The following is a 24,248-nucleotide window of genomic DNA, read 5'->3' as shown; positions in this document are numbered from 1 at the left end:
TTTTCGGAACTTCGAAAACTTCAAAAAACGGATTTTTATTGCTCTGAATATCAAAAAAGAAAGGACTAAATCTGTCCTTTCTCGAGCTTAGCTTTTCTTCAACCCACTACAGTTGACAAAGAGCCTACAAAAACAAGATAGACAAGTGTCCATCTTGTTGATCTTATTCATAACGAAGGGCTTCAATTGGATCAAGTTTCGATGCCTTGTTAGCTGGCAAGACTCCAAAAATCATACCAACACTAGCCGAAACTGCAAGACTAAATAGGGCAACTGGGATTGATACTCCTACTTCTATACCCGCAATCAAACCTTGTAAAAGTAGGCCAGCTATAGCGGTTAAGCCTGTCGCAATGGTTAGACCAATAACTCCCCCAAGCAAGGTCAAAATCATGGATTCAATCAAAAACTGGATTAAAATATTAGCACGTGTTGCACCCAAGGCCTTACGGAGACCAATCTCACGAGTACGCTCTGTCACCGAAACCAGCATGATGTTCATAACACCAGTCCCGCCAACAAAGAGAGAAATTCCTGCAATGGCACTAATAATCGTCGTCATAAATCCAAAAAGCTGTTGTACTTCTTGGAAGGCTTCCGTCGCATCTGCCACCTGATACTCCCCTTGCTGAAGACCAGCAATCTCGGTCAATTTTCTAGCTAATTCTGGTCCCACTGTTGGTGTCAAACTGGTATCATTGACACGGAAGACAATATTAGAAATTTCATCCATATTGAAGTTATTGGCAAGAGAAATATTAGTTGTAATCGGAAGTCCACCAATACCAAAAGTCTTGGCAGCCTTGGCCTCATCGCTAGTATAGACACCAATGACACGATAACTAAAGCCACCAACATCTATAATCTGGTTAACCGCTTCTTGAGCTGACCCAAACAGACTATTAGCAAGTTCTTTGTCTAGTAAAATGACACTGGCCACATCTTTATAATCCTGAGCTATAAGACTTCGTCCTGCAACAATTTCATTTTCAACTGCCTTCATGTAAGTAATATTTCCACCTGTCAAGCTAGCACGCTCAACTTTTTTATCCTTATAAGACAAGGTGGTATTTGTTGAGTTGGTTACATAGTAACTATCTACCCCCTTCAGTTTGGCCGCCTCCCTGACCCAGGATTCTTGCGGTTTTGGTGGTTCCACAGGAACTTCCTCTTCTTTCCCAGAAACTGTCAAAGCTGATTGTTTTTGGGTAAAAGAACCGTCTTTACTTTTAATGGGTGAGAAAAAGACATGGATATTCTTCTGTGACTTGGTCATATTTTTATTAACCTGACGAGACATGGAATCCCCCAGAGCCATAATCACAACAACTGATGAAACACCAATGATAATCCCAATCATAGTGAGAAAAGAGCGCATCTTGTGGGCCATGATAGATGAAAAGGCAAATTTCAGATTCTGCATCTTAGTTTTCCTCCTTTTCTAGCTGAGCACTATCAGATGAAATAACTCCATCTCGAATAACAATCTGGCGTTTGGCATAAGCAGCGATTTCAGGCTCATGCGTTACCATGATAATGGTTTTTCCTTCTTTATTCAGTTCAACCAATAATTGCATGATTTGGTTACCTGTTTTGGTATCCAAGGCTCCTGTCGGTTCGTCCGCTAGGATAATAGAAGGATTGTTTACTAAGGCACGCGCGATGGCTACACGTTGCTTTTGACCACCAGATAATTCAGAAGGCAAATGGTGACTACGTTCTGTCAATTCAACCTTATCAAGATATTCCTCAGCTAACTTGCGCCGTTTTGAAGCCGAAACTCCTGCATAAATCAAGGGTAATTCTACATTTTGCAGAGCATTAAGTTTGGATAGAAGAAAGAACTGCTGAAAAACAAATCCGATTTGTTGATTGCGAACCTTGGCTAGTTGTTTTTCACCAAGGCCAGCCACTTCTTGGCCTTCAAGATAATATTCTCCACTGGTTGGTGTATCCAACATCCCAATCGTATTCATGAGAGTAGACTTACCAGAACCAGATGGTCCCATAATGGCAACAAACTCACCCTCATTCACTTCTAGATTGATATTTTTGAGTACCTGCAGTTCTTGGTCACCATTACGGTAACTTCTGCAGATATTTTTTAGACTAATTAGTTGCTTCATCAGCCTTCACCTCTTTTCCTTCCTCTAGAGAAGACGTTGGGTTACTGATGACCTTGACTCCATTTGTCAGACCTGAAGTGATTTCTTGGTTGTCTGCATCAGCATTACCCAAACTAACTTCCACTTTCTTGGCCTTTTTCTGCTCGTCAAGAACCCAGACATAGTTCTTATTATTTTCAGTCACAACACTTGTTAGAGGAACCAAAATGGCTTTACTCTTATTCTTGACCTCAACACTTACTGAGAATCCTTGTTTCAAATCACCAATTTCACTTGTAACATCAATGGTATATGGATATTTAGAACCAGAATTACCAGCTGCTGTGGCAGGAGCTGCACTTGCTGCTTCGCCATTGTTTTTAGGGTAGTCGGAGATATAGCTAATCTTACCAGTCCAGCTCTTATCTCGATAAACTTTAGAAGTGAAGGTTACTTCTTGACCTACAGATAGGTTGGCAAGGTTATATTCAGATAGTTCACCCTTAACTTGCAAGTTTTCATTGCTTACAATATGAACCATCACCTGGCTAGCTCCTGTTGGAGATTTAGAAACATTGCGATTGACTTCGACTACGGTTCCCTCTAGGGTACTGAGAACAGTCGTTGCATCCAACTGACTTTGAGCCTTGCTTAATTGTGCTGCTGCATCTGCACGGGCATCACGAGCATCACCTAGTTGTGCATCAATAGATGAAACTGAATTTCCTGCTACTGGAGCTGGAGTTTGCGCTGCTGCACCTTCTCCTCCTGCTGGCGTTGGCAACTGTGGAGTCGGAGCTGAAACAGCTTCATTTCGTGCTTGATTGAGCTCGTTGATATGACGGTCTGCCTTCGCAACTGCTCGACTCGCTGAATCATAGGCCGCCTGGGCTTCTGAACTACTGTACTTAACTAAAGCCTGCCCTTCACTAACCTTATCACCCACAGAAACAAGGATTTCATCTAAATCTCCTTTGCTAGCATCAAAATAAACATATTGTTCATTTTTTGCCGTTACTGTCCCTGACAATAAAACAGAGGATGCCACGCTTCCTTCCTTGGCAACAACCAGATGAGTAGCCTCATCTTTTACAGCAGTCTGAGATGGTTGTCTAAAGAGCAAAATGCCCCCAGCACCCAATACAACTACACTGGCAGCACCAACTGCTGCATACAATTGCCACTTTTTAGCTTTACCATTCTTTTTCATAATGAAACTCCTTTTTGATTTAAAGTCCTTAACAATATTATACAAAAATTCCCAAATATAAACAATAACAGTTTAGAACGAAATAATGACATTTCAGGACTAGATTATTGTTCGGAATTCATTTTACAACTATTGTACTAGTTATATAATACACTTTATTTTTCTTTTTCGCAAGCCTTTTTCTTAATTTTTTTGAACGTAGCAGATTTTTGCAATCACATCAAAAAAAAGATAGAATATGACTATCAAAAAATGACACTCTACTATTTAAAAGAGTACAAAGGAGTTTTCAATGAGAGAATATGATATCATTGCTATTGGTGGAGGTAGCGGAGGAATTGCTACCATGAACCGTGCTGGTGAACATGGAGCCAAAGCAGCCGTTATTGAGGAAAAGAAATTAGGTGGAACCTGTGTCAATGTCGGCTGTGTTCCTAAAAAAATCATGTGGTACGGGGCACAAATCGCTGAGACTTTCCATCAATTTGGAGAAGACTATGGCTTTAAGACTACTGATCTAAACTTTGACTTTGCAACCCTACGTCGCAATCGTGAAGCCTACATCGATCGCGCTCGTTCTTCTTATGATGGCAGTTTTAAACGCAACGGTGTAGACTTGATTGAAGGGCATGCTGAATTTGTAGATTCTCATACTGTCAGCGTAAATGGTGAACTCATTCGTGCTAAACATATCGTGATTGCGACTGGTGCCCATCCAAGTATTCCTAATATTCCTGGTGCTGAACTAGGTGGCTCTTCTGATGATGTATTTGCTTGGGAAGAACTTCCTGAGTCAGTTGCTATTCTAGGCGCTGGCTATATTGCTGTTGAATTAGCTGGCGTTCTCCACACTTTTGGTGTCAAGACAGACCTCTTTGTTCGCCGTGATCGCCCTTTACGTGGTTTTGATTCTTACATCGTTGAAGGTTTGGTTAAGGAAATGGAAAGAACAAACTTGCCACTTCATACTCATAAAGTCCCTGTCAAGTTAGAAAAAACTGCTGAAGGCATTACCATTCATTTCGAGGATGGTACTAGTCACACAGCTAGCCAAGTTATCTGGGCTACAGGTCGCCGTCCAAACGTTAAGGGCTTGCAACTTGAAAAAGCTGGAGTGACTCTGAACGAACGTGGCTTTATCCAAGTAGATGAATACCAAAATACTGTTGTCGAGGGAATCTATGCTCTAGGTGATGTAACGGGTGAGAAAGAACTGACTCCAGTTGCAATCAAGGCTGGACGTACCCTATCTGAACGTCTCTTTAACGGCAAAACAACTGCAAAAATGGATTACTCAACTATTCCGACCGTTGTCTTTTCACACCCTGCTATCGGAACTGTTGGGTTAACAGAAGAGCAAGCTATTAAAGAATACGGTCAAGACCAAATCAAGGTTTACAAATCAAGCTTTACTTCTATGTACTCTGCTTGCACTTGCAACCGCCAAGAAACACGTTTCAAATTAATCACAGCTGGTTCAGAAGAAAAAGTTGTCGGACTTCATGGAATTGGATACGGTGTTGATGAAATGATTCAAGGTTTTGCCGTTGCTATTAAGATGGGAGCAACCAAGGCTGACTTTGATGCAACCGTAGCGATTCACCCAACTGCATCTGAAGAATTTGTAACTATGCGTTAATCGAAACAAAAGAAGCTGATACAAATGTGTCTGCTTCTTTTTTGATGATTTACGAATAGATGAAAACAGCTTACCCCGTCAGGAAAATCGGCTGTTACAGTTTTTGTTACCTTTATTATAAAAATAGGTTGACAATAATATTAAATTAAGTATAATAGTTACTATACATAAGAAAAGAGGTTAACTATTTTGAAAAAAGCTCACGTTTATGCTATCCCTGCTATTGGGGCTGCTCTCATTGCTGTTTTAGCACAAATCAGTCTTCCAATTGGACCCGTTCCCTTCACTCTGCAGAACTTTGCAATCGGCTTGATTGCTACTGTCTTTAGACCGAGAGAGGCTGTACTTTCTGTTGGACTCTATCTTCTTCTAGGTGCCATCGGTCTTCCTGTCTTTGCAGGAGGTGGAGCTGGATTTCATGCTTTGATTGGTCCTACTGCAGGCTATCTTTGGTTTTATCTTGTTTATTCTGGACTTACCTCTTCTCTAACTAACAGTGATAGTGGTTTTGTCAGAATTTTTCTAGCAAATCTCTTGGGAGATACACTTGTCTTTGTTGGTGGAATCATTGGATTGCATTTCCTAGCTGGAATGCCATTTGAAAAAGCTCTTGCTGTGGGGGTATTTCCCTTTATCATCCCAGATCTTGGTAAAATTATTGCTATTAGTTTTATTAGCCGTCCATTACTTCAACGCCTTAAAAATCAGGCTTACTTTGCTAACTAAAAAAGGATATCGAGTTGTCATGACTCAGTATCCTTTTCTTTCATTTTGAAAACTTATACTCTTCGAAAATCTCTTCAAACCACGTCAGCTTCGCCTTGCCGTACTCAAGTACTGCCTACGGCTAGCTTCCTAGTTTGCTCTTTGATTTTCATTAAGTATTAGTTGCCTTTAAAGGCATCCACCATGGTTTGAAATTCTTCATTTGAGAGAGTAATTCCTTTACCCATTTTAGTATGATCTGGGCTCCAAGCACGAATATCAAACTTTGCAGGGGCACCATTAAAGCTCACACGGTTAATTTCCTTAGTCCAACCTTTTTCGTTTTCAGAAAGAGTCAACAAGTGCTCTTCGATTTCAAATGTAAATTCTGCCATTTTCTTCTCCTTTTTTAGCTTTCATTAGTTTATTCGTAAAATCTTGTAGATTTTAGGAAAATTTTATATAATATTGATATAAAAGAAGGGAGGCCAATATGAAACATAAATTCCAGCAAGTTCTAGATAAAATACATGACTTTTTAAATGGACATGACCAACCTGACCAGACTGAAACCAACTCCCTTACAGCCACTATTGAAGAGGCTATCCAGAAACAAACCGCTGTTCACCTTATCTTGTCTGAGACAAGCTTTACAGGTGACATCATCAAATACGATCAGCAACGCCAGCAAATTATCGTGAAAAATTTTGCCAAAAATGTAACCCGTATTATCCGCATAAGCGATATTCAACGCCTACGATTTGTCCCTTCAACCGTCCAAACAGCCCAAAAAAATAGATTTAAGAAAGAGTGAGATGTAGTTGCTTCATCCCACTCTTTTTCTTAGCGAATTTGTTCAAAATGTAAATGAACAGCGATATGGTCTCCATAACCACTTCTTTCCAAGTCACGTTGTAGACGATAGGAAATGTAGTGTTCTGCAATGGTAATGTAACCTGCACCCAGTAAACGATGTTCAACCATAGACTGAATCATGCTGATGGTAGCACGTTCCACCTTGGCTTCTTCCAAATCCAAAACCACTTTCTTAGTGACTTGTGCAAGGTTTTGACGCAAATCATCTGTCAATACATAGACAGTCTGGGCTGCCTTTAAGATAGCTTGGTAAATCTTGTCTGGATTAAATTCAGCAATTTCTCCATCACGTTTGATTACTTGCATAGGTTTCTCCTTTATTCTTTGTTTTCTTTAATTTCTGCCAGCATTTTTTCTTCTTCTGCTGTCAGTTGATAATGTTCAAGCAAATCCGGTCTGCGTTCATAGGTTTTCTTTAAACTCTCATACAGGCGCCACTGACGAATCTTTTCATGGTGCCCGCTCATCAGAACATCTGGGACAACCATGCCTCGATAATCATAGGGACGCGTGTACTGAGGATATTCGAGAAGGCCAGAAGAAAAACTATCATCTTGGTGACTAGACTCCTTGCCAATCACTTCTGGAATCAGGCGTACCGTAGCATCAATCATGGTCATAGCTGCCAATTCTCCTCCAGTTAAGACATAATCTCCTAAGGAAATCTCATCTGTCACCAAGGTCTTGATCCGCTCATCATAGCCCTCATAGTGACCGCAGATAAAGATAAGTTCTTCCTCTTGAGCCAAATCCTCTGCATAAGCCTGATCAAACTGCTTGCCAGCTGGGTCTAGGAGAATGACGCGCGGATTTTTCTTTTCAATAGCATCAAAGGCATCGAAAATAGGCTGTGCTCGTAGCAACATCCCCTGACCGCCTCCGTAGGGCTCATCGTCAACATGGCGGGCCTTTTCAGCATTTTCTCGGAAGTTATGATACTGGATATCCAAGAGCCCTTTTTCTCGAGCCTTTCCAACAATTGAGTGCTCCAGTGGAGAAAACATCTCTGGAAAGAGGGTTAAAATATCAATCTTCATCGTCTAACCCTTCTAAGATTTCCACATCGACCCGTTTATTTGGAATATCAACATTGAGAACCACTGGTGGGATATAGGGCAATAACAAGTCACGCTTGCCTTTTCGCTTGACCACCCAGACATCGTTGGCACCTGGTTGCAGGATTTCTTTGATGGTTCCAATCAAGTTATCACTCTCATAGACTTCCAAACCGATAATCTCGTGATAATAAAATTCACCATCATCTAGGACATTCAAATCTTCCTCAGCGACCTTGAGACTGTATCCCTTATACTTTTCGATAGCGTTGATATGGTACATATCTTTGAATTTGATAATATCAAAGTTCTTCTGTTTACGATGGCTAGCAATGGTCACTGTTTGAACAAACTGATCTTTTTCATCAAATAAAGCCAACTCAGCTCCTTTTTTAAACCGTTCTTCTGCAAAATCCGTCACAGACAAGACTCGCATCTCACCCTGCAATCCTTGCGTATTGACGATTTTCCCAACATTAAAGTAGTTCATCTTGTCTCCTGTAGTCTATTTCTATCCTTTATTTTATCACGTTCCAAGGATTTTCTCAAGTTGGATAAATCTCATCTTACAGAGCTACTACTTCTTCAAAGAATTCACCAATTATCTGATTAAACTCTTCAGGATGATCATTCATCGGTTGGTGTTTACTATCTGAAATCGTTACTTGACGCGCATTGGGATTTAAGGCAATGATACCATCGTAAATCATTTTTAGGTGTTTGGGAAAATCATTTTCGCCTCTTACTAATAGCATAGGAGGATTTCCATGATAACCCTCTATCTCATGGACAGCCAAAAAACCTGTGATTCCAAGGTTCAAGAAAACATCTCGCCCAGTTTCTTTGATGGCCGTCTTGACCAATTCTCTTGTGATAGGGTTATCACTACACATTTTTGAGTTTTTATCAGCAATCATCTTCCAAGGAATCGTTTTATACATAAGAGAACTATATTTTATGCGATTTCTCTCTTTATCTGATAGGTAACGATGTTGTCCCCAACTATCTACCATGACCAAGGCTAGGACTCTTTCTGGATGGCGATAGGTGTACTCTTGAAGTGGATTTCCTCCCCAAGAATGACCAACCAATACCACCTTATCTAGCTGGAAATAGGATAAAATAGCATCTACATCTTGAACAGCGCCTTCCAGGTCAGGTAGGCCAACTTTCATAGGTGATTCCCCCTGTCCTCTAACATTGACAAAGTAGAGGTCAAATCCTTCAAAGGCATCATACTGGTGGGCCCACATCTGACTACGGCCACAAGCTCCATGATAAAAAATAATGTGGCCTTTATTTGTATTTCCATGACGATGATAAACAACCAAATCACAATCTACGACTGGTATAACGTGACGTACCAAAGTCTCAGGTTTTCTGTTATAAAAAGCAATAGCTTCAGCTATATCATTTTGCTTCATTTCTAAACTCTCTCTTCTTTATCCTAGTATTATTCTTTTTATCTATTTTATCATGCTATATTAAAATCATCATTTTCTAAACTTAATTCCATTAAAAATTTTGAATTTTCTGTATCATTTAGATTAAGAAAAAGACTGCTAAGCAATCTTTACTTTCTTCTCATCAGATTCATGCCTAAAATTCCAGCAATAATCAAAGTTGCTCCGATGACATGGTAGCTATAAATTGGTTCGTGGAGGATAAGGGCTCCGGCTAGAATGGTCAAAACTGTTCCAAGATTACCAAAGACACTGACGGTTGATGCTCCAAGTCGAACAATAGCATAGATAGAGAGACTACCAGTCACTATAGAGGCTAGAATTCCCAAATAGAGCATAGAAAGTAGATAAGGAAGCTGTCCGAGCGGTGCAACGTAAGCTAATATATTGCCATCTAGATAGTGCGAGGTCAGACTCAGCGTATTAAAGGTGACGAAGCCAACAAATATCACAATAGCTGTCATATCCATAGCCCGATAGCGTCCTCCTTTGGACTTGCTGAGGATATTGTTTATTGCATTGGCGAGAACAGATCCCAACATCAAGAGAAAGCCAAAGCTAGCAGTCTCAGTACCAAAATTAGCTCCTTTACTAAGGAAGATGAAAACTACTCCTGCTACGGATAAAAATAAAAAGAACTTTTGAAGCAAGCTTGTCTTTTCCTTGAGAAAGGTCGATGCTAAAAGGAGCGTAAAAATCGGAACAAGAGCCTGTAAAATTCCAGCTTCAGAAGACGATATATACTGTAAAGCAAAGGATTGAAAAATAAAAAAGAAAAGCGGATAGAAAAGACTCATAGGAAGAATAGAAAGAATATCTATTCTACTTAAACTCACTTTGATAAGTTTGGTTTGATGAAGAACGACCATTACTAAAGCTGCGATTGTATAGCGATGCGCTAAGTTTGTAAGAGGACTGGCATAGCCTAAAGCAATCTTAGTAAATAAAAAAGAAAATCCAATGATTGCTGAAAAGGATAAGGCTGCTAGGTAAGCTTTTGTTTTCTCGTTCATAGATTGTTACTCCTTTTAAAAATAGCTATTCTCAAGATTGATTGACTATAATTCGTTGAGACTGTCTTTCCATTGTAGCATAGTAGAATCCTAGATGCTATTTCTAGGATTAGTATTTTATGCCTACTATCACTCTTTCAAGTTGATAAATGCTTTCTCGTTGCCTATAAAGGAGGCAGCTATGCTGACCTGCTTTTCTCGTTCTTGTCTCACAAGTTCTAGCTTACCTGCCTCTTGGAGATTCCTCACTTTGATAGTATAATACGCCACTTTCCTTGCTTTATCTTTCTTATATTTACTAATACCCTCTTTATTAGTAAAAAATTGATTTCTTATCGTCTTAGAGGTCCCCCTTCAAAAATCCTTCCAAATCTCGTTCATGCTGATATTTGATAGCCGCCTTTTTGTCTTTTTCAAAAATGGTCTTGGTTAGATCTATGTCGTTGATGGCCGCAATTGCGACAGTGTAGTGAATGATATCAGCCAGTTCTTTTGCTAGTTCCTCGTTAGAATCTTGAACCCCATCTTTTCGACCAGAGCGACCATTCAAAACCTCAGCTACTTCTCCGACTTCCTCCACTAGCTTGATAAAAAGACCTTCCTCAGTCCGAGACTGCTGGTAATGTTCCAGTAAGTAGTCTTGTAATTGTCTAAACGTTAAATCCTTCATATCCTGCTCCTTGCAAAAAAAGCGAGACATTCGTCCCGCCCTTCTTATTTTTCGTCAATAACGATTCTTACTTTTTTGTCTTCAGTTGGGACAGAGTAGACAATCGTTCTTATCGCAGAAATAGTGCGACCCTTACGACCGATTACACGACCCACATCACTTTGATCAAGATCCAAATGATATTCCAAAAATTCTGGTGTATCTTCAATCTTGATAGTTAAGGCATCTGGTTGTGAAATCAAGGGTTTCACAATCGCAATAATGAGATTTTCAATCGTATCCATCTGTCAACCTACTTTAAACTTATTTTGAGAATTTAGAATCGTGGAATTTCTTCAATACACCTTCTTTTGAAAGGATGTTGCGAACTGTATCTGAAGGTTGAGCTCCATCAGCCAACCATGCAAGAACGCGGTCTTCTTTCAAAGTTACTTGGTTTTCAGCAACAAGTGGGTTGTAAGTTCCAACTGTTTCGATGAAACGTCCGTCACGTGGTGAACGTGAATCTGCTACGTTGATACGGTAGAAAGGTTTTTTCTTAGAACCCATACGAGTCAAACGGATTTTAACTGCCATTTTTAAAGTCTCTTTTCTTATTTTTTATTTCGGTGAAATAGCTGAGCTATTTAGCACATGTTCTATTATATCAGATTTCTGACAGGTGTCAAGAAAAAAACTTGACAGACTATAAAATTTTTAAACTATTTAGAATAGGAAATAAAAGTTTGAAAGAGAAAATCCGTGAATACTATTATAGAAACATTTTATAAAGACCACCAAGTCAAGCCCTTCATATCGCCTGAACGAGATTTGGATACTTGGCTCCTAAATCCTAAGCCCGTTCCCAAACGAAACATGGAATTATTAACAGATGATTTACTAGCAGGAGATATCATTTTACTATGGAGAATCCAGTTTGGTACTTTTACCACCGAAACCTGGTTTTAAAAACTCCCATTCAAATATGATTCAAAATTCGCTTAAAATCATAAAAAAACACCCAATGGTTTGAACCATGAAGTATTGTAAATACTGTTTTGTAGCTAGTTCTTAACCTTTAGAGAACTGGCTAGCTTTACGAACTTTCTTAAGACCTGGTTTGGAAAGTATGAGTTTCAGTTGGACTAAAAATAGCGTAATATCAAGGTTTTTATGAACGATATTTACTGATTGATTTCATAAAATTTGAATCAATATTTCTTAAATAGGGGAATAGTTCGGTTCTGTAAGTATTAATATAATACACCTACAAAGCTTATTATATCAGATTTTCCCCAGTTTTAGAAAAATAGGTAGAGAAAAAAAACAACATCTGGATTTTCCAAAAAATCTTGACAAAGTCCTCATATAACCGTTTCTGCATTTTATTATATCATTTTTGACTTAGAAAATAATATATAATAGAAGATGATTCGTCTTTTTAAACGGACTTATCAAAAACTGGAATTCTATCAATATTTTGGACACATTTTGGGAGGAAAATTTGAAGGCTAGCGCCCTTCGGTTGCTGGACCCCTTCTACGACCAATTCTCTGTACTCTACAGGGGACTGGTCATTCAATTTTTGTTGAATTCTAGTTTCATTATAAAATATGATGTAATTTTTGACAATATCTGTTATACTATCTCCAGTTATGTTTCTTCACTTATGGAGATAGAAGGTTTCAGACTTTAGGACGGAATGAAACCATTCGATACAGGCATTATCTGCTGGTGTTCCCTTACGGGACATGGAGCGGGTGATGCCTTTTTCTACACAAGCCTGATAGTAAGCTTTTGAGGTGTAAACCGATCCCTGATCACTGTGTAAGATCGCTCCTTGAGGTAATTCCAATTGATGGAGCGTGTCCAACACAAAGTCCGTATCCTGACAATCTGAGATGGTATAAGCCACAATCTCACGATTATAAAGATCCATGATGGAGGACAAGTATAGCTTACATTTACCTAAGTATAAATAAGTAATATCTGTGACAAGCTTCTCCATAGGCTTGTCTGCTTGAAAATCACGATCCAGCTTATTGTCTGTTACATGGTAAGGCTTCCCTAATTTAGGTTCCTTCTTGGGACGGGCACGGCAAAGGTAGCCCTTTTCCTTCATGATACGATAGACCTTCTTGCGATTAACGACGAGGTTATAAACTTTCTTTAGTAAGCGAGTGATGGTTCGATAGCCGTAAATAAAGTGATTTTCTATACAGAGTTGTTCGATTTTATCTGCTATTTCGCCTCTTTTCTGAGAATTCTTACACTCCTGTTTCCAGCGATAAAAGGTGGAGCGTTTGACGCCGAAACATTCTAAAATAATAGATACAGGGAACGTTTTCTTATACTCTTCTACTAGCTTGATAAGACTTACTTTGTCGATTCTCTTATCAAGCTCTGATACTTTTTTAGTAATTCTACCTGCAATCGTAACTGTTCCACTTCAGATAACTGTTTCATCCCATTACCATAAGTATATTGTTTCCCCACGGGTTGGTGGAAACGGTACAATTCATCATTCTGATACCATCGCTACCAGGTCTTGGCCTGACTAGCATTTTTGATGCTGAGGGTATCCATGATAACTTTATTTGATTTGCCTGCCTTCTTCATTTCGATACAGGCTAGCTTAGTTTCTACTGAATATGCTTTTTGACCATAACAAAACACCCCTGTTTCTAGTTTACCACAACAGGAGTGTTTTCTTGTGTCTCATTTTATGGGTGCAGTGCCGACCCTAGGGATTCTTTCGTTCTCATATATACGTCATTAGTATAGGCTAATTTGATTTAAATTGCAAGAGAAATAACATTTTACATAAAAATCGGTGGGTATTTTACAATTTTTGCATATAATAGAGCTAAAAAGCAACTGGTTTTAAGAATTCTTATCTAAAACATTCGAAAATTCCCCTTAACCGTAGCGGAAAGTTGTTTTCTTTTCCCTGTTATAATATACTATTACTAACATTAGATGAAAAGGTGACTCTATGACTATAAATCAACTGCTTCAAAAGCTGGAGCCTACTAGCCCTATCCTTCAAGCTAACTTTGGAATTGAACGCGAAAGTCTTCGTGTCGATAGACAGGGAAAATTAGCACATACGCCTCACCCTTCCTGCCTAGGAGCTCGAAGTTTCCACCCTTATATTCAAACAGATTTTTGTGAGTTTCAGATGGAACTCATCACACCAGTTGCTAAATCTACCACTGAGGCTCGTCGATTTCTTGGAGCCATTACCGATGTAGCTGGACGTTCCATCAGTAAAGATGAACTTCTCTGGCCCTTGTCCATGCCTCCTCGTATCAACGCCCAAGAAATCCAAGTTGCCCAACTGGAAAATGAATTTGAACGCCATTATCGTAACTACCTAGCCGAAAAATACGGAACTAAACTACAAGCTATCTCAGGTATCCACTATAATATGGAACTAGGGAAAGATTTGGTTGAAGCCCTATTCCAAGAAAGTGACCAGATTGATATAATTGCTTTCAAAAACGCCCTCTATCTCAAGCTGGCTCAGAACTATTTGCGCTATCGTTGGGTGATTACCTATCTCTTTGGTGCTGCACCTGTTGCTGAGCAAGGCTTCTTCGACCAAGAAGTGCCAGAACTCGTGCGTTCCTTCCGAAACAGCGACCATGGTTATGTCAATAAGGAAGAAATACAAGTATCTTTTGCAAGCCTAGAAGACTATGTCTCTGCCATCGAAAACTATATCGAACAAGGTGATTTGATTGCGGAAAAGGAATTTTACTCGGCTGTTCGTTTCCGTGGACAAAAGGTTAATCGCTCCTTCCTTGACAAGGGAATCACCTACCTAGAATTCCGTAACTTCGACCTCAACCCCTTTGAGCGTATCGGTATTAGCCAAACTACCATGGATACCGTACACCTACTCCTTCTAGCCTTCCTCTGGCTGGATACCCCTGAAAATGTTGATCAGGCTCTGGCTCAAGGTCACGCGCTGAATGAAAAAATTGCCCTCTCTCATCCTTTAGAACCTCTACCTTCTGAAGCTGAAACTCAGAACATTACGACAGCTCTAGACCAACTGGTGCAACATTTTGGGCTTGGTGACTATCATCGAGGTCTGGTCAAACAAGTTAAAGATGCCTTTTCAGATTCCAGTCAGACACTAGCTGCTCAACTTCTTCCTCATATCAAAGACAAGTCCCTTTCTGACTTTGCCCTTGACAAGGCGCTTGCCTATCATGATTACGACTGGACTGCCCACTATGCCCTTAAGGGTTATGAGGAGATGGAACTTTCTACCCAGATGCTGCTCTTTGATGCCATTCAAAAAGGGCTTCATTTTGAAATCCTAGATGAGCAGGATCAATTCCTTAAACTCTGGCATAAAGATCATGTTGAGTACGTCAAAAATGGTAACATGACCTCAAAAGACAACTATGTAGTTCCTCTTGCCATGGCTAATAAAACCGTGACCAAAAAAATCCTGGCTGATGCTGGCTTCCCTGTCCCTGCCGGCGACGAATTTACCAGTCTAGAACAAGGTCTAGCCTACTATCCTCTTATCAAGGGCAAACAAATTGTGGTTAAACCAAAATCAACCAACTTCGGTCTGGGCATTTCCATTTTCCAAGAGCCTGCCAGCCTTGATAACTATAAGAAAGCTCTCGAGATTGCCTTTGCAGAAGATACAGCTGTTCTTGTTGAAGAATTTATCCCAGGAACCGAATACCGTTTCTTCATTCTGGACGGGCGTTGTGAGGCTGTCCTCCTTCGTGTCGCTGCTAATGTTGTCGGTGATGGCAAACACACCATTCGTGAATTAGTCGCTCAGAAAAATGCCAATCCATTGCGAGGCCGTGACCACCGCTCACCTCTGGAAATCATTAAGCTAGGAGACATCGAACAATTGATGTTGACTCAGCAAGGTTATGCACCTGATGATATTCTCCCAGAAGGGAAAAAGGTCAATCTCCGCCGTAACTCCAACATCTCTACGGGTGGTGACTCTATTGATGTCACTGAGACAATAGATTCCTCTTACCAAGAATTGGCAGCAGCTATGGCAACTAGCATGGGGGCCTGGGCTTGCGGGGTTGACATCATCATTCCAGATAGAACTCAGCCTGCTAGCAAGGAAAAACCTCATTGCACTTGTATCGAGCTCAACTTCAATCCCTCTATGTATATTCACACCTACTGTGCTGAAGGTCCTGGACAAGCTATCACTCCAAAAATCCTAGACAAGCTTTTTCCAGAAGTTACCACAAGTCAAACCTAAAACCTAATTCTTAGGAACAAACAAATCACCTTTATCTCGATGATATGATACCTCTTAAGTAGACAAGGTAAATACCTAAAATCTACGGCTCTTTGTCAACTGTAGTGGGTTGAAGAAAAGCTAAGCTCGAGAAAGGACACATTTCGTCCTTTCTTTTTTGATATTCAGAGCGATGAAAATTCGCTTCTTGAAGTTTTCAAAGTTCCGAAAACCAAAGGCATTGCGCTTGATAAGTTTGATGAGATTATTGGTTGCTTCCAATTTGGCGTTGGAATAGGGTAGTTGAAGGGCGTTGACGATTTTCTCTTTGTCCTTTAGAAAGGTTTTAAAGACAGTCTGAAAAAGAGGATGAATCTGCTTTAGATTGTCCTCAATGAGTCCGAAAAATTTTTCTGGTTCCTTATTCTGAAAGTGAAAAAGTAAGAGCTGATAGAGATGATAGTGGTGTTTCAAGTCTTCTGAATAGCTCAAAAGCTTGTCTAGAATTTCTTTATTGCCTAAATTGTCAAATTAAGTTAGACTTTTCAAGTAACTCAGAAAAACTTGGTAGGGTGATTGAAATAGTTCTATATAGTAATTCATAGACTACCCTCTGTTCAACTATTCCCCATTCATCTGTAACAAAAAAATATTTCTCATGATGTCGCCAAATATGTTGTCCATAACCTTTTATTTCCTCAAACTTACTAACTTCTTCCCAGCCTAGTTTACTATATTCCATGTATGTTCTCCGATCTTTTCACTAATATCTTACATTACACCTTCAGGAATATCTCCTGTTGATCATTGTAACTATCTAGTTGACTGTTATACCAAACCCTGGAATTCTGTCAATATCTTCTTTTCCCTATTTTGATTTATTTCTCAGCTATATGGTATATTAGGATACTTTGAATTCACCTTAAACAAAAAAATGCACAAGTTAATTACAACCTGCACATCTTTTTAATTTTATATTTAAAAGAGACTATAAATCAACTTTCCGAAAAATAAGTATTTTTCTGAGAGAAATTGGTTACTCATTATAGTCCCTAGCATTTTTTAATTTATAAACACTTGTTGTGTTATTTTCATAGGAGGAACGAATGTGCGATTTTAAATAGGGATTGCTCGTAGCTTGTATAGTAGAATTTACTGAAGCTTTTGACTTTAGAAAATTCGATGTACCTTTAGACAGTATAAATTTAAAATCTAGTCTAGAAACCAATAGAGAAGTTGATAAGATTAAGGATGAGTTATCAAGCTTCCTTATGAACAATTGAAAAGTAATAAAAGTCCGATTAATTTTTACTTAGACTATCCGGATGATTGCTTGGGCATAGTATCATTTAATAGTAGAAATTACATTGATACGGAATTATTACATGAATACTTTATGGAGGAGAATGCACCAAAAGCTTATTACAGCGCTCTTATAAAGAAATGGATTAGTGATACTAAAATTATTAAAATGAAATCCAACTAATACCTAAACAAATCACAAAAAAAATATCTGAATCTGTAACACTCCGTTTTATAAGTTATTTTCAATCTTTTTATAAAAAAGCAATAAACAAAAAGTAGAACATAGACAAACAAACACTTTAATAATCATTAAGAAAAATAGAAAGGTCGAGCTATCAACAAATAAGTATCACAGATTTAACTGAGAGGAATTTTTGTAGTAAAATGTAATCAATTAATAGTTGATATATAAAGATTATTGAAACAACTTAAGATAAACTAAAAGCCACCTAGATTGGTGGCTTTTATCATAAACACATTAAAAATGTTTGCTTATAAGTAAAAGGTCGCTTTTAAAACGACCTTCACTCTCGCATAATATACATCTAACTTATACTCCGCCTTTTCCTATTTGGCTACCCCACCGTTAACGCTAGATGTAATTATAAGAAATCCTGAAAAAATTAACATAAAAATCACTCTCCTACTGTTTGTTTTATTTTCCCAAAAAATATGTTCAATAAATTTTTCAAATAGAACAGAAGTAATTATGCCAAAGCAGTTAGTAATTAGAGCAAATGATGGGGGTAGGATTCGAACCTACAATACTAATTACTCTATTCAGGTAAATATATTATACTACTTTTTTAAAAATTAGTAAAGATATTTCTTTCATTTGAGAATTTTTTAGTAATTATATAATTTCTTTTTCTACTGATTATTAAATCAATGACATTCCCAATTCAAATTTGCTATCAAGTTTTTAAATTTGTCAATACTAATTTTTATTTCAACTTTACGACTATTATAACTGTCTATCAATTGAATTTTTAACTCATCACTTAAAATTAGACAAACGTTACCGTGTGCTAAAGCATTACGTATTTTTTCTAATATAAATTTTCTAGGTAAATCTGTTTTATCGTTTTCCCTGACATAATTTTTTTTATAGTAATTGTTACACCAATCAACAAGATCTTGATAATTGTATTCGAACTGGCTTTCATCTATAAAAATACCACTAAAATTTTCTAAATCATCATCTTCAACTCTAAGCATTATGTTATATAATGTTAGAACTGTAAATAAGGTCTGAAAAGCAACCTTATCATCTTCATCTTCTCGTAACTCTAACACTCTTTTTTTAATTTGTTCTTTAAACTCACTGTCTAATTTTTCTATATTATTTTTTACAATTAAATCGATAAGAATATCAACAAGTTGAATTAAATTCAAAATAAAGTTCGAAAATTCTGTTTCAAAATCATACAGCAGCTTCATGAACCAATGAAATTCTTTTTCTGTAAAATCGACTCCGTTTAATTTATATTCTTTCATCTTCTCATAATTATTAACCGGTCGAATATTTACCACAAAGTTAGGATTGTTATAAATAAAATCGAAAATTTTATCCGGTGAAGATTGATGGCGACTATAATCAATCATTGGATGTGTGCCGTCACCAGGTTTATATTTATCATCTGATTCAAATTTATAAGTTATTTCATAAAAATATAAACTATCTGTCAATTTTCTATTTTCATCTAAATTAGAGAAAAAAGTATGTTTATACGGTATACCATAAGTTGCTTGATTTGAATAATATCTACTGATAAACTCATGAATAACTGGTTCAAAAGCAATTCCATAATTTTTTATTTTTCCTTTATCTTTGTTATATAAGCAATAATATGGAATAATTCCAAAATCTTCTACTACAGAGAAATTACCATATTGCATGTGAGCAAAAGAAATTCTTAATCGAGCCACTTCATCATATCTGCGTTCTGCTTCCGGATTGAATACCGCAAGTGGATTTTTAGAAAAATCATCTTTTCCAGTTTGTCTACAAAATTTCTGGATCAAATCATCTTGTTTGATTGTTTGGAAGTATTTTTGAATATTAAATCTAAATATATTCTCCTCAAATTTAGCGTATTCAAAATTTTTTTTAAAGTACTCTTTCTCTAGTTTCTCTTTATTAAATACCATTAAACAAGAATCTAAAAATATACGAAATCTACTTAAATCAAACACCCGTAATTCTTTGAATTTATTATTATTTATATCATTCACAATTTTATCGACAGATACTCCATTATTATAGTATTCAGCAAAAAAGTTTATCATATCCCCATTGTTTTCAATATATGGGGAAATACTATCTCGAACTCCCATCTTGTATTATTTCTCCTTTTCGTTAAACATTCTCTTTCTTTCTTCCATAAACTCAATCATCTCTTTCTTAAAAATCACCTTTTCCTGAGCAGTCAATCCTTTCGAGTTCATACGGAAAAGTAACTCAATATTGTCTAATTCATCTATTCTTTCTTCTGAGTTTCCAACTAAATAGTCAACTGAAACATTCAAAACTTGAGCAATCTTAACTAAATTATCTTGTGTTGGTTTTTTTACTCCACGTTCCCATGAAGCATATGCCTGTTGGGAAATATTTAGTTTTTCAGCTATTTGAGTTTGTGTTAGTTTTACTTGTTTCCTTAGTGTTTTCAAGCGTTCTGCGAATTCCATATGTGACCTCAAAAAATTATTTTAAATTTTTGCAAAAAATTGTCGGCTTTTACAACCAAAGGTTGTAAAATATAATCAACAACTAATAGTTGTATATCAATTAAAAATAATAGCCTTATCTTCAAGGCTGAATCCCGATCATTGACAATTAAATAAAAAGTGCGTCTGACAACCAGATGACTAATCATCAGAACAACACATAAACTTCGTACCTTTATTGTAATTGTTTTGGAAAGAAAAGTCAAGTCTCTTATGGTTGAAGTGAAGATATAAAACATTTTTGTGGGCTTCCACGCGTTTCGGACTTTCGCACTTTTCCGAATAGTAAAGTGAACTGGCTTCGCCAAAGGGCGTAAGAGAACCCAATGGGTATGATAATGACTACCTATTGAGGTTGGCTGGGAAAGCGATGGTAATTCATGCAAAGCACCTTGCTAAACGTTGCCACCGTGAAGGAGGGATCCTTCAACCAAATAACTTTTCTTTACTGCTGTCTATCCTTATCAGATAGACTCACTCTCAAGCTACTAAGTCTTCTTTTTACTTAGTAGCTTTTTCACTTTTATAATAAAGGAGAAAACTATGACTAACTTTTTTCGCACTACAATGTAAACGACTTTACGATAATTACACTTTTACTTATAGAATATTCAGTTCATCTGATAAGCTAACCACACAGCTATACACTCAAGCTTTGAATGATTTAGATTCTTTAGCAAAGAAATCACTCATCACAGGATTTTCTCATGCTGAAGTGAAATTCTATACTAGAATGTTTAAACGTAAACTCTCTACTCACTACTACTCAAAAGTGAAACTACCTGCTTAACTCTTTTTATTTTACAACTCAGAAAGGAAACAACATATGATACCAGAAACTTTAAAAATGAAACCAGAATTTATCGGTCCAGCTTACTACGAAAAATTAGGAGACGCTCCACGTTATGTCTTTGCAGAAGATGCTCTTGTTGAAGTAGTTAACCCTATTTTCTTATCGGATATTTCGCTGAATAGAAAGTCTGTCGCACCTGCTCTCAATGTTTTTGCTGAGAAGCTAGTACTCAAAAAATAACAAAATAAAGGAAAAAATAAAATTTTAAACCATTTAGAAATTTGTTAAAATAGGAAATAAAAGTTTGAAAGAGGCTATCAGTGAATACTATTTTAGAAAAAATTCATAAAGACCATCAACTCAAACCCTTCATCTCTCCTGAACGTGATCTGGATGCTTGGCTCCTAAATCCCAAGCCTGTTCCCAAAAGAAACATGGAACTATTAACAGATGATTTACTAGCAGGAGATATCATTTTACTATGGAGAATACAGTTTGGCACTTTTACCACCGAAACCTGGTTTCCTAAATACTTTGAGTATACTTATGGCATTGATGCCCCAAAACACCTAAAAACTCTGGTAGATTAAGGTTATACTGTCATTGAAACTGCTTTTGATTCACTTGACCATCTGAATGCTACAATGAAAAAGAATATTCTGAAAAGTAAGGGAATTAGAGGACTATCTAAGATGAAGGCTGCAGATCTGGATCAAACTCTTCATGACAACTTTTCAGAAGAAGAATTACAAGTCAATTTTCAATTCGTGGCTACAAATTGACTCCAAAGGGAGAGCAGATACTGGAACAATACCAGGACATTATCGACCGTCACCCAAAGAAAAATCTCTAATCAAGCGACTTTTTGGTTGCTTGACTGTAAAACTACCCTGCCACTAATATTTGAAATCCACTTCCTTTTAGGGTACAATGGTAGAAATGAATTTTTGAGAGGATCAGAATGAAAAAACTAGCAACCCTTCTTTTACTGTCCACTGTAGCCCTAGCCGGATGTAGCAGCATCCAACGTAGTCTGCGTGGTAACGATTATGTGGATTCCAGTCTTGCTGCCGAAGAAAGTTCTAAAGCAGCTGCCCAATCTGCCAAGGACTTAAACGATGCTTTAACAAATGAGAATGCCAATTTCCCTCAACTTTCTAAGGAAGTTGCTGAAGATGATGCTGAAGTAATTCTCCACACAAGTCAAGGCGATATCCGCATTAAACTCTTCCCTAAACTGGCTCCTCTAGCAGTTGAGAACTTCCTCACTCATGCCAAAGAAGGCTACTATAACGGCATTACCTTCCACCGTGTCATCGATGGCTTCATGGTTCAAACTGGAGATCCAAAAGGGGACGGTACAGGTGGTCAGTCCATCTGGCATGACAAGGATGAGACTAAAGACAAGGGAACTGGTTTCAAAAACGAGATTACTCCTTATCTCTATAACATCCGTGGTGCTCTTTCTATGGCTAATACTGGTCAACCAAATACCAATGGTAGCCAGTTCTTCATCAACCAAAACTCTACAGATACCTCTGCTAAACTCCCTACAAGCAAGTACCCAAAGAAAATCATAGAAGCCTACAAAGAAGGTGGAAACCCTAGTCTAGATGGCAAACACCCAGTCTTTGGTCAAGTGATTGACGGTATGGATGTTGTAGATAAAATTGCTAAAGCCGAAAAAGATGAAAAAGACAAACCAACTACTGCTATTACTATCGATAGCATCGAAGTGGTGAAAGACTACGATTTTAAACTCAATGAAAATCAAAGAGCCAACTAGGAAACTAGCCGCAGGCTGTACTTGAGTACGGCAAGGCGACGTTGACGCGGTTTGAATTTGATTTTCGAAGAGTATTAAATCTTAAAAACCTAAAAAATACAGTACCCACATTCGGTACTGTATTTCTTTTACTCTCATTCTTAAGTTAAATTATTAAAATCCCATATTTGGTCCATCCAGCCTTCATAGAAGTCTGGTTCGTGGCAGACCATAAGAATAGATCCCTTGTATTCTTTGAGAGCGCGTTTGAGTTCATCCTTGGCATCCACATCCAAGTGGTTGGTCGGCTCGTCCAGCACTAAAACATTGTTTTCACGATTCATCAAGAGACAGAAACGAACCTTGGCTTGTTCCCCACCTGACAAGACCTGAATTTGGCTTTCAATATGCTTGGTTGTCAAACCACAACGGGCAAGGGCTGCACGAACTTCTGCTTGGTTGAGAGCTGGAAAGGCATTCCAGACAGCTTCTAGTGGTGTTTGACGATTGCCACCTTCTACTTCTTGCTCAAAATAACCAAGTTCTAGGTAGTCTCCACGTTCAACCTCTCCAGCAATTGGCGGGATAATTCCCAAAAGAGACTTCAAGAGAGTTGTCTTCCCGATACCATTTGCCCCGATAATAGCAACCTTTTGATTACGTTCAAAAGTAAGATTTAGTGGCTTAGTCAGAGGACGATCATAACCAATTTGCAAATCCTTGGCTTGGAAGATAAAGCGCCCTGGCGTACGAGCCGGTTTGAAATCAAAGGATGGCTTTGGTTTCTCACTTTGCAACTCGATAATATCCATCTTATCCAATTTCTTTTGGCGAGACATGGCCATGTTTCGTGTTGCAACACGCGCTTTGTTTCGAGCTACGAAGTCCTTGAGGTCCGCAATCTCTTTCTGCTGACGTTCGTAGGCAGCCTCTAGCTGAGATTTCTTCATGGCATAGACTTCTTGGAACTGGTAGTAGTCACCAGAGTAACGCGTCAGCTGTTGATTTTCCACATGATATACGATATTGATAACATCATTGAGGAAAGGAATATCATGCGAAATAAGGACAAAGGCATTCTCATAGTTTTGGAGATAGCGCTTGAGCCAATCAATATGCTCAGCATCCAAGTAGTTGGTCGGCTCGTCCAACAGCAAGATATCAGGCTTTTCAAGGAGGAGTTTAGCCAAAAGTACCTTGGTTCTTTGCCCACCTGACAAAGAGGTTACATCTGTATCCATGCCAAAGTCCATAACACCAAGGGCACGCGCTACTTCGTCAATCTTAGCATCCAAGGTATAGAAATCACGACTCTCCAGACGGTCTTGGAGTTCGCCAACTTCTTCCATGAGAGCATCAACATCCGCTCCGTCTTCAGCCATTTCCATATAGAGGTCATTGATACGGGCTTCTGCTTTGAAAAGCTCATCAAAAGCCGTACGGAGAACATCACGCACCGACTGTCCTTCAGCAAGGACGGAGTGCTGATCCAAGTAACCAGCAGTCACATATTTGGACCACTCAACCTTCCCTTCATCTGGCAACATCTTACCAGTCACGATACTCATAAAGGTTGATTTCCCTTCACCATTAGCACCGACCAGACCGATATGTTCTCCTTTGAGAAGACGGAAGGACACATCTTCAAAAATTGCACGGTCACCAAAACCGTGACTCAGATTTTTAACTTCTAAAATACTCATT

The 24,248-nt window shown here is 38.2% G+C and carries 24 protein-coding genes and 3 pseudogenes; 9 read left to right on the top strand and 18 right to left on the bottom strand.

Going from position 1 to position 24,248, the window contains the following annotated elements; genetic code table 11:
- Positions 1 to 163: 163 nt before the first annotated feature.
- Genes FBF73_RS06360 through FBF73_RS06350 form a run of 3 tightly spaced genes read right to left on the bottom strand, consistent with a single transcriptional unit; the run spans position 164 to position 3,318 of the window.
- Entirely contained in the window at positions 164 to 1,423 is a 1,260-nt protein-coding gene (locus FBF73_RS06360) for an ABC transporter permease (protein WP_124787324.1), read from the bottom strand.
- A gap of 1 nt (position 1,424) precedes the next feature.
- A complete protein-coding gene (locus FBF73_RS06355; RefSeq protein ID WP_000811471.1) occupies positions 1,425 to 2,126 on the bottom strand; it encodes an ABC transporter ATP-binding protein in 702 nt (233 codons plus the stop codon).
- Complete coding sequence (locus tag FBF73_RS06350) at positions 2,110 to 3,318, bottom strand: efflux RND transporter periplasmic adaptor subunit (protein WP_169435186.1); 1,209 nt, start codon at positions 3,316 to 3,318, stop codon at positions 2,110 to 2,112. Before FBF73_RS06350 ends, FBF73_RS06355 begins: the two co-directional genes overlap by 17 nt.
- A 289-nt stretch (positions 3,319 to 3,607) precedes the next feature.
- Between FBF73_RS06350 and gor the strand changes: the two genes are divergently transcribed.
- Both gor and FBF73_RS06340 read left to right on the top strand, forming a co-directional pair.
- Positions 3,608 to 4,954: a glutathione-disulfide reductase gene (gor, locus tag FBF73_RS06345; RefSeq protein WP_136937285.1), complete on the top strand. Its 1,347-nt coding sequence runs from the start codon at positions 3,608 to 3,610 to the stop codon at positions 4,952 to 4,954.
- Between the two features lie 189 nt (positions 4,955 to 5,143).
- Positions 5,144 to 5,680, top strand: coding sequence for a biotin transporter BioY (locus FBF73_RS06340; protein ID WP_102210716.1), 537 nt, complete (start codon positions 5,144 to 5,146; stop codon positions 5,678 to 5,680).
- 158 nt (positions 5,681 to 5,838) lie between these two features.
- On the opposite strand, the gene FBF73_RS06335 is transcribed toward FBF73_RS06340, so the two are convergent.
- The gene (locus FBF73_RS06335; protein WP_000807422.1) at positions 5,839 to 6,054 is read right to left on the bottom strand and encodes a YdbC family protein; all 216 of its coding nucleotides are present in this window, start codon (positions 6,052 to 6,054) and stop codon (positions 5,839 to 5,841) included.
- A gap of 98 nt (positions 6,055 to 6,152) precedes the next feature.
- Between FBF73_RS06335 and FBF73_RS06330 the strand changes: the two genes are divergently transcribed.
- Positions 6,153 to 6,473 (top strand): hypothetical protein, encoded by a 321-nt coding sequence (locus FBF73_RS06330; protein WP_120770316.1) that lies wholly within the window; start codon positions 6,153 to 6,155, stop codon positions 6,471 to 6,473.
- 29 nt (positions 6,474 to 6,502) lie between these two features.
- On the opposite strand, the gene FBF73_RS06325 is transcribed toward FBF73_RS06330, so the two are convergent.
- The 8 genes from FBF73_RS06325 to rpsP all read right to left on the bottom strand — a co-directional run bounded on the left by FBF73_RS06325 (position 6,503) and on the right by rpsP (position 11,312).
- Positions 6,503 to 6,841 carry an ATP cone domain-containing protein gene (locus tag FBF73_RS06325; protein WP_001196040.1) on the bottom strand — a complete coding sequence of 113 codons (339 nt, stop codon included), beginning with the start codon at positions 6,839 to 6,841 and terminating at the stop codon, positions 6,503 to 6,505.
- An 11-nt stretch (positions 6,842 to 6,852) separates the two neighbouring features.
- Positions 6,853 to 7,572: a tRNA (guanosine(37)-N1)-methyltransferase TrmD gene (gene trmD / locus FBF73_RS06320; RefSeq protein WP_000686915.1), complete on the bottom strand. Its 720-nt coding sequence runs from the start codon at positions 7,570 to 7,572 to the stop codon at positions 6,853 to 6,855.
- A complete protein-coding gene (gene rimM, locus FBF73_RS06315) occupies positions 7,562 to 8,080 on the bottom strand; it encodes a ribosome maturation factor RimM (protein WP_136937284.1) in 519 nt (172 codons plus the stop codon). The genes trmD and rimM overlap by 11 nt, the downstream gene beginning before the upstream one ends.
- Before the next feature lie 76 nt (positions 8,081 to 8,156).
- Positions 8,157 to 9,014, bottom strand: coding sequence for an alpha/beta fold hydrolase (locus FBF73_RS06310; protein WP_124787320.1), 858 nt, complete (start codon positions 9,012 to 9,014; stop codon positions 8,157 to 8,159).
- Between the two features lie 149 nt (positions 9,015 to 9,163).
- Positions 9,164 to 10,066, bottom strand: coding sequence for a DMT family transporter (locus FBF73_RS06305; protein WP_124787319.1), 903 nt, complete (start codon positions 10,064 to 10,066; stop codon positions 9,164 to 9,166).
- Positions 10,067 to 10,406: 340 nt separating this feature from the next.
- A complete protein-coding gene (locus tag FBF73_RS06300; protein ID WP_124787318.1) occupies positions 10,407 to 10,736 on the bottom strand; it encodes a MazG nucleotide pyrophosphohydrolase domain-containing protein in 330 nt (109 codons plus the stop codon).
- A 44-nt stretch (positions 10,737 to 10,780) separates the two neighbouring features.
- A complete protein-coding gene (gene kphA, locus FBF73_RS06295; RefSeq protein ID WP_000379617.1) occupies positions 10,781 to 11,020 on the bottom strand; it encodes an RNA-binding protein KphA in 240 nt (79 codons plus the stop codon).
- Between the two features lie 19 nt (positions 11,021 to 11,039).
- The gene (rpsP, locus tag FBF73_RS06290) at positions 11,040 to 11,312 is read right to left on the bottom strand and encodes a 30S ribosomal protein S16 (protein WP_000268760.1); all 273 of its coding nucleotides are present in this window, start codon (positions 11,310 to 11,312) and stop codon (positions 11,040 to 11,042) included.
- Between the two features lie 165 nt (positions 11,313 to 11,477).
- Between rpsP and FBF73_RS06285 the strand changes: the two genes are divergently transcribed.
- Positions 11,478 to 11,684, top strand: a complete 207-nt coding sequence (locus FBF73_RS06285; RefSeq protein ID WP_136937283.1) for a hypothetical protein — start codon at positions 11,478 to 11,480, stop codon at positions 11,682 to 11,684.
- A 580-nt stretch (positions 11,685 to 12,264) separates the two neighbouring features.
- Here FBF73_RS06285 and FBF73_RS06270 read toward each other — a convergent pair.
- A pseudogene (locus FBF73_RS06270) lies at positions 12,265 to 13,334 on the bottom strand (IS3 family transposase); the annotation flags it as partial.
- Between the two features lie 376 nt (positions 13,335 to 13,710).
- On the opposite strand from FBF73_RS06270, the gene gshAB reads away from it, so the two are divergent.
- Complete coding sequence (gene gshAB / locus FBF73_RS06265) at positions 13,711 to 15,975, top strand: bifunctional glutamate--cysteine ligase GshA/glutathione synthetase GshB (protein ID WP_136937281.1); 2,265 nt, start codon at positions 13,711 to 13,713, stop codon at positions 15,973 to 15,975.
- A gap of 120 nt (positions 15,976 to 16,095) precedes the next feature.
- On the opposite strand, the pseudogene FBF73_RS06260 reads toward gshAB, so the two are convergent.
- The 4 genes and pseudogenes from FBF73_RS06260 to FBF73_RS06245 all read right to left on the bottom strand — a co-directional run.
- Positions 16,096 to 16,479, bottom strand: a pseudogene (locus FBF73_RS06260) (transposase); the annotation flags it as partial.
- 1 nt (position 16,480) lies between these two features.
- Positions 16,481 to 16,696 (bottom strand): hypothetical protein, encoded by a 216-nt coding sequence (locus tag FBF73_RS06255; protein WP_000456789.1) that lies wholly within the window; start codon positions 16,694 to 16,696, stop codon positions 16,481 to 16,483.
- A gap of 1,448 nt (positions 16,697 to 18,144) precedes the next feature.
- Positions 18,145 to 19,596: a hypothetical protein gene (locus FBF73_RS06250; RefSeq protein WP_136937280.1), complete on the bottom strand. Its 1,452-nt coding sequence runs from the start codon at positions 19,594 to 19,596 to the stop codon at positions 18,145 to 18,147.
- Positions 19,597 to 19,602: 6 nt separating this feature from the next.
- Positions 19,603 to 19,947, bottom strand: coding sequence for a helix-turn-helix domain-containing protein (locus FBF73_RS06245; protein ID WP_084923920.1), 345 nt, complete (start codon positions 19,945 to 19,947; stop codon positions 19,603 to 19,605).
- A gap of 865 nt (positions 19,948 to 20,812) precedes the next feature.
- On the opposite strand from FBF73_RS06245, the gene FBF73_RS06235 reads away from it, so the two are divergent.
- From FBF73_RS06235 to FBF73_RS06220, 4 genes and pseudogenes are all read left to right on the top strand, one after another.
- A complete protein-coding gene (locus FBF73_RS06235; protein WP_084923924.1) occupies positions 20,813 to 21,019 on the top strand; it encodes a hypothetical protein in 207 nt (68 codons plus the stop codon).
- Between the two features lie 80 nt (positions 21,020 to 21,099).
- A pseudogene (locus tag FBF73_RS06230) lies at positions 21,100 to 21,297 on the top strand (hypothetical protein); the annotation flags it as partial.
- 126 nt (positions 21,298 to 21,423) lie between these two features.
- On the top strand, positions 21,424 to 21,561 hold the full coding sequence (locus FBF73_RS06225) for a hypothetical protein (protein WP_169435181.1): 138 nt from the start codon (positions 21,424 to 21,426) through the stop codon (positions 21,559 to 21,561).
- Positions 21,562 to 21,740: 179 nt separating this feature from the next.
- The gene (locus FBF73_RS06220) at positions 21,741 to 22,565 is read left to right on the top strand and encodes a peptidylprolyl isomerase (RefSeq protein ID WP_136937279.1); all 825 of its coding nucleotides are present in this window, start codon (positions 21,741 to 21,743) and stop codon (positions 22,563 to 22,565) included.
- A gap of 140 nt (positions 22,566 to 22,705) precedes the next feature.
- Here FBF73_RS06220 and FBF73_RS06215 read toward each other — a convergent pair whose 3' ends face one another.
- Positions 22,706 to 24,247, bottom strand: coding sequence for an ABC-F family ATP-binding cassette domain-containing protein (locus tag FBF73_RS06215; RefSeq protein WP_000025378.1), 1,542 nt, complete (start codon positions 24,245 to 24,247; stop codon positions 22,706 to 22,708).
- Between the last annotated feature and the right edge of the window lies 1 nt (position 24,248).

It is taken from the genome of Streptococcus mitis (genome assembly GCF_005144795.1).
Taxonomy (GTDB): domain Bacteria; phylum Bacillota; class Bacilli; order Lactobacillales; family Streptococcaceae; genus Streptococcus; species Streptococcus mitis_BB.
The sequence above is the reverse complement of the archived record's forward strand: the minus strand, read 5'-3'. Positions and strand labels throughout refer to the sequence as shown.